This window comes from Micromonospora sp. NPDC048839, from assembly GCF_040649915.1.
Classification (GTDB): domain Bacteria; phylum Actinomycetota; class Actinomycetes; order Mycobacteriales; family Micromonosporaceae; genus Micromonospora.
Map to the genome: position 1 here is coordinate 1 of NZ_JBEZGL010000044.1, position 6,090 is coordinate 6,090.

A 6,090-nucleotide genomic window follows, 5' to 3' on the forward strand; every position below is an offset into this window, starting at 1 on the left:
ACAACGGCTCCGACCGATCCTGCCCATACGTCGCCAACAACGCCTGCGCCTCAATCGGATCACCCAAACGCGTCCCCGTGCCATGCGCCTCCACCGCATCCACATCCGCCGCCGACAAGCGGGCATTCGCCAAAGCCTGCCGAATCACCCGCTGCTGCGACGGACCATTCGGCGCCGTCAGGCCACTGCTGGCGCCGTCCTGGTTGACCGCCGACCCGCGCACGATGGCCAGGATGCGGCGTCCGTTGCGCTGCGCGTCGGAGAGCCGTTCCAGCACCAACATGCCCACGCCCTCGGAGAACCCGGTGCCGTCCGCGGCACCGGCGAACGCCTTGCACCGGCCGTCCGCCGCGAGGCCACGCTGACGGGAGAACTCCAGGTAGGTGCCGGGAGTGGCCATCACCGTCGCGCCACCGGCGAGGGCGAGCGTGCAGTCCCCGCTGCGCAGGGCCTGCGCAGCCAGGTGCATGGTGACCAGCGACGACGAGCAGGCCGTGTCGACCGTGACCGCCGGCCCTTCCAGTCCGAAGGTGTACGCCACCCGTCCGGAGGCCACGCTCCCGGAGCTGCCGGTGCCGAGGAAACCCTCGATGCCCTCGGGGACGGCGTCCAGCGACGGTGTGTAGTCGGTGTTGTTCATCAGCCCCGCGAACACGCCGGTCCGGCTGCCGCCGACTCGGTGCGGGTCGATTCCCGCCGACTCGAACGCCTCCCACGACGCCTCCAGCAGCAGCCGCTGCTGCGGATCCATGGCCAGCGCCTCCCGCGGCGAGATCCGAAAGAAGCCCGGGTCGAAGTCGCCAGCACCCTGCAGGAATCCCCCCTGCACGTTGTAGACGGTGCCGGCCCGGTCGGGGTCCGGGTCGTACAGGTCGTCGAGGTCCCAGCCACGATTGGCGGGAAAGTCGCCGATCCCGTCGCCGCCGGTGGCGACCAGTTGCCACAGCCCGTCCGGCGAGGTGACTCCGCCGGGGTAGCGGCAGCTCATGCCGATGACGGCGATCGGTTCCGCGTCCTTCTCCTCGGCCTCGCGCAGGCGGCGCTTGGTCTCGCGCAGGTCCGCGGTCGCGCGCTTCAGGTAATCGACGAGCTTGTCTTCATTCGCCATGTCGGCCACTCCTGGTGGGTCTGCGGCAGGTGGGATCAGGACTGGCCGAGTTCGCTGTCGAGCATGTCGAACAGCTCGTCAGCGGTCGCCGTTCGCAGGTTGTCGTTGGCGGTCTGCTCGCCGCCGTCCCGCGTCGCGGTCCACTTGGCCATGACGTCACGCAGCCGGGCGGTAATGCCAGCGCGGTCGTCGATCTCGCCGCTCAGCGCGGTCAGCAGCGCTTCCAGCTTGTCAATCTCCGCGTAGGCGGACAGCGAGGTCATGGCATGGTCCTGGCCGAACTGACCCGCCAGATGTTCGGCGAGCAGTGCCGGCGTCGGGTAGTCGAAGATCAGCGTGGCCGGGAGCTTGCGGCCGAGGGACGCGCCCAGCTGGTTGCGCAGTTCCACCGCGGTCAGCGAGTCGATGCCGATCTCCAGGAAGCCACGCTGTGGCAGGACCTGCTCGGCGCCCGCGAATCCGAGCACCCCGGCGGTGTGCCGACGGACCGAGTCGAGCAGGGTGTCCAGCCGCTCGCCGGAGCTCATCGCGGTGAGCCGTGCGGCGAGGTCGTTGGGTCCGCTGTCCCGCTGTGCCCGGCGGCGGGTGCCGCTCCGTACGAGTGTCCGGAACAGGTGCGGTGTCTCCGTCTCGCGCCGGATCGCCGCGAGGTCGAGGCGCATCGGCACGAGCAGACCACCGTGTGCCCAGCCGGCGTCGAACAGTCGCAGACCGTCGGCGTCGCTCAGTCCGGCGACTCCGGACCGGTGCAGGTCCCCGCCCATTCCGTCGGCCTGCTCCCACAAGCCCCAGGCCAGAGACGTGCCGGCCAGCCCGGCCGCGGTCCGCTCGGCCATCAGCGCGTCCAGGAAGCTGTTGGCCGCCGCGTAGGCGCCCTGACCCGGGTTGCCGACGACCCCGGCTGCGGACGAGAACACCACGAACATGTCCAGGTCCCGGTCGGCGGTCAGCTCGTGCAGGTGCTGGACCGCATCGACCTTCGGTGCCAGCACACGGTCCAGCCGCTCGGGTGTCAGGGACGTGATCAGTCCGTCGTCCAGCACACCGGCGGTGTGCACCACACCGGTCAGATCACCGATGCTGGTCAGGACGGCGGCCACTGCGGCCCGGTCTGCCACGTCGCAGGCGACGACGTTCACCACGGCGCCCAGCTCGGCCAGCTCGGCGGCCAACTCCGAGGCACCCGGCGCTTCCGAACCCCGGCGGCTGGTCAGGGTCAGACTCCGCACCCCGTGCTCGGTGACCAGGTGCCGGGCCACCAGCGCGCCCAGCGCACCGGTGCCACCGGTGATCAGTACCGTGCCCTCGGCTGGGACCGGGGATGGTTCGACGGTTTCCCGGACCAGACGCGGGGCCTGCCATGCGCCGTCGCGGAACCTCAGCTCCAGCTCGCCGGTGGCCAGAGCCTCGGCCAGCATGTCGGTGGTGGCCTCGGCGCCGCCGAGGTCGAGCAGGACGAATCGATCCGGATTCTCGGCCTGCGCAGAGCGGACCAGCCCGAACACCGCCGCCTCGGCTGGGCCGGCGTCGGTGGCGACGAAGGCCAGGCGGGAGCCGAGTTCCAGGTCTGCGGTGAGGCGCTGTTGCAGCAGTGCCAGAGCGGAGGCGGTCAGGTCGTGCGCCGCCTGGGCGGTGGCGACAGCGGACAGCGGAACGAGTACGACGTCCGCCTCGGCGACGTCGGCCAGGTCCTCGTACACCTTGGTTTCCAGGCCCGGCAGCGCCTCGCCCAGAGTCGCCCAGGTCGCGGGTGCCACGCCGGCTCCGGCCGGGATGGTGACCCAGTCGCGACGGAACATCGTGTCCAGGATGCCGCCGGGGGTGGCCGACGCGCGCAGCACCAGCCGCTCCACCTGGAGGACCGGCGTACCTGTCTCGTCGGTGACGGCCAAGGCGATCGCGTCGGTGCCGGCCGGCGACATCCGTACCCGCAGTGTGGCAGCGCCCGTGACGTAGAGACTCACCCCCGACCACGCGAACGGCAGCGCCGGACCGTCACCGGCGCCACCGACGAAGCCGCCCAGCGCGCCAGCGTGCAGCGCCGCGTCGAACAGCGCCGGATGCAGGCCGAAGCCGTCGACGGCGGCACCGTCGGGCAGTGCCACCTCGGCGCAGATCCCGTCCCCGGTACGCCAAGCGGCGCGCACGCCCTGGAACGTCGGGCCGTAGACCAGGCCGGCGTCGGCGAGCATGTCGTACAGGCCATCGGTGTCCAGCCGCTCGGCGTTCGCGGGGGGCCAGGCCTCCGGGTCCGCCGGGGCTGCCGTGGTCTGTGCGGTCACCAGTCCGTGGGCGTGCCGGGTCCAGTTGTCGTCGTGGTCGGCCTGCGAGTACACCGAGACCGCGTGACTGGCCTCGTCCACGGTCACCCGCAGCGTCACCGCACCCTGCGCCGGCAGCACCAGCGGCGCCTCAATCGTCAGCTCCTCGACCGTGCCGCAGCCCACCTGGTCGCCGGCGCGGATCGCCAGCTCGACGAGCGCGGCGCCGGGGACCAGGATCGTGTCACCGAGCTGGTGCTCGGCGAGCCATGGGTGGGTGTGCACGGAGAGTCGCCCGGTCAGCACCACCGTGTCGCTCTCCGGCAGCGTGATGGTGGCGCCGAGCAACGGATGGCCGGTCACGCCGAGACCGAGGCCGACGGCGTCCACGGCGGCGGTAGCCGGTGCCTCCAGCCAGTACCGCTCGTGCTGGAAGGCGTACGTCGGCAGGTCAGCCGGGCGGGCGGCGCCGACGGGCAGGGTCACGTCGACCCCGATCGTGTGCAGGCTCGCCAGGGCCGCGACAAGAGTCGCTGCTTCGTCGCGACCGCTGCGCAGGGCCGGGACCACCCGGACCGCGGCCGAGTCGGTCAGGCTCTGCTGCGCCATACCGGTGAGCACGCCGTCCGGCCCGAACTCCAGCAGGGCGGTCACACCCCGGTCGAGCACGGCGGTGACGCCGTCGGCGAACCGGACCGCCTCCCGGACGTGCCGCACCCAGTACCCGGGCGAGGCCAGTTCGCTGGGCAGGGCGAGTTGGCCGGTGACGTTCGAGATCACCGGCAGGTGCGGCTGTGCGAACGTGAGCCCGTCCAGGACCCGCTCGAATTCGGCGAGCATCGGTTCCATCAGCGGCGAGTGGAACGCGTGGCTGACGTTGAGCCGGCGGACCCGTACGCCCTCGCTCCGCCACGCCTCGATCAGGCTCAGCACCGCGTCCTCGGCACCGGAGATCACCACCGAGGCCGGGCCGTTGATCGCGGCAATCGACACCCGGTCGTCCAAGGCCGCCTGCACGGTCTCCTCGTCAAGGGCCACGGCGGCCATCGCGCCGCCGACCGGCAGTGCCTGCATCAGCCGGCCGCGGGCGCCGACCAGCGTGCACGCGTCGGGCAGGGACAGCACCCCGGCCACGTGCGCGGCGGCGATCTCGCCGACCGAGTGGCCGATCAGGCAGTCCGGTCGCAGACCCCACGACTCGGCGAGGCGGAACAGCGCGATCTCCAACGCGAAGATGCCGGCCTGCGCGAACTCGGTCTCGTCCAGCCGTGCCACGTCCTCGCCGAAGACGACCGACCTGACGTCGAGGGGCAACAAGTCGCACACCTCGTCGAAAGCGGCGGCGAACACCGGGAACGCTTCGTACAGGCCACGGCCCATGCCGAGCCGCTGACTACCCTGACCGGTGAACATGACTCCGGTCCGGACCGGCCCGGCCTCCCCGGTCACCACGACCGCGGAGGGTTCGCCGGCGGCTAGAGCGGCCAGGCCGGCCAGCCGGGTCGCCCGGTCCTCGCCGAGCAACGCGGCACGATGCTCGAACCTGGTCCGGTTCAGCAGTGCCCGGGCGACGCCGGCATCCGTGGCGTCCGGGCGCTCGGCCAGGAATCCGGCGAGGCGGGCGGCCTGGTCCCGCAGGGCGGCCTCGGACTTCGCCGACAGGATCCAGGGTACGGGCACGTCGGCGATCGGCTCCGCAGCGGGCGGCGCGGGCGGCGCCTCCTCCAGGATCACGTGGGCGTTGGTGCCGCTGATCCCGAACGAGGAGACACCGGCCCGGCGTGGACGGTCCACGGCCGGCCACGGTCGTGACTCGGTCAGCAGCTCGACCGCGCCCGCCGTCCAGTCGACCTGCGGCGTGGGCTCGTCGACGTGCAAGGTCTGCGGCAGCACTCCGTACCGCATGGCCTGGATCATCTTGATGATCCCGGCGACGCCGGCCGCGGCCTGGGTGTGCCCGATGTTCGACTTGATCGAGCCAAGCCGCAGCGGCTCGGACCGGTTCTGTCCGTACGTGGCGAGCAGCGCCTGTGCCTCGATCGGGTCACCCAGCCGGGTGCCGGTGCCGTGTGCCTCGACCGCGTCGACGTCGGCCGGGGACAGGCCCGCGTTGGCCAGGGCCTGCCGGATCACCCGTTGCTGCGACGGGCCGTTCGGCGCGGTCAGGCCGTTCGACGCGCCGTCCTGGTTAACGGCGGAGCCACGCACCACGGCCAGGATGCGGTGGCCGTTGCGCTGCGCGTCGGAGAGCCGCTCCAGCACCAGCATGCCGACACCCTCGGACCAGCCGGTGCCGTCCGCCGCACCCGCGAACGCCTTGCACCGGCCGTCGCGGGCGAGGCCGCGCTGGCGGGAGAAGCTGGCGAAGGTGTCCGGCGAAGGCATCACGGTGACGCCGCCGGCCAGCGCCAGGTCGCATTCGCCGCGGGCCAGCGCCTGCGCCGCGAGGTGCAACGTGACAAGCGAGGATGAGCAGGCGGTGTCGACCGTGACCGCGGGTCCCTCGAAACCGAATGTGTACGAGATGCGGCCGGAGGCCACACTGCCCGAGGTGCCGGTGCTGAGGAAGCCCTCCACCTCGTCCGGGATCGCCGACAGCCGCGAAGCGTAGTTGTGGTACATCACGCCGGCGAAGACACCGGTCTGGCTGCCGCGTACCGAAACAGGGTTGATCCCGGCGGACTCGAACGCCTCCCACGAGGACTCCAACAGCAACCGCTG

General features: G+C 71.9%; 2 protein-coding genes. Both read right to left on the reverse strand.

Going from position 1 to position 6,090, the window contains the following annotated elements:
* Nucleotides 1-1,108 (reverse strand): beta-ketoacyl synthase N-terminal-like domain-containing protein (locus AB0C25_RS36405; protein ID WP_357379621.1); only part of this gene is annotated, 1,108 nt, incomplete at its 3' end.
* A gap of 35 nt (nucleotides 1,109-1,143) precedes the next feature.
* Nucleotides 1,144-6,078 carry a type I polyketide synthase gene (locus AB0C25_RS36410; RefSeq protein WP_357379623.1) on the reverse strand — a complete coding sequence of 1,645 codons (4,935 nt, stop codon included), beginning with the start codon at nucleotides 6,076-6,078 and terminating at the stop codon, nucleotides 1,144-1,146.
* Between the last annotated feature and the right edge of the window lie 12 nt (nucleotides 6,079-6,090).